Raw genomic sequence first — 402 nt, forward strand, 5'->3', positions numbered from 1 at the left:
CCCTGCGACATAGCCCGCTGAGTGCGGGCTTTTTTGCGCCCGCTTTAGTAATACCTTCTTCCGCATCCTGGCTATAAATTAGCCCGCCCTAAAATTTCTCTTGACTCGTGTTTTAGGTCGGCCTAATATTCACCCATCGACGCACCACACGGTGCCAACAGATGGAGAGCAGCGATGGTCAACGCAGTCACCCAGACGGAACGCCTTGTGTGCGAAGCCCTTGTGGCCAACGGCATGTACTGCGCGGACCAGGGCCTCGACGACACGCACGTCTACATGGCGCCCATTGCGAACGCGCTCCTGCGCAATGACCTTGGCGATGCCGCGATGGCTTCGCTCGGCCGCGAGCTGGTGCAGCAGTTCCTGCGCGACATCCGCAATGCCGTGGCCGAGGAAGAGAAA

1 protein-coding gene is annotated in these 402 nt (G+C 59.2%); it reads left to right on the forward strand.

Annotated features, from left to right (window positions below; all coding sequences use genetic code 11):
- Positions 1 to 174: 174 nt before the first annotated feature.
- A partial coding sequence (locus RVY79_RS17750) for a hypothetical protein (RefSeq protein WP_317465827.1) occupies positions 175 to 402 on the forward strand: 228 nt, incomplete at its 3' end.

The organism is Chromohalobacter sp. HP20-39 (assembly GCF_033052815.1).
Classification (GTDB): Bacteria; Pseudomonadota; Gammaproteobacteria; order Pseudomonadales; family Halomonadaceae; genus Chromohalobacter.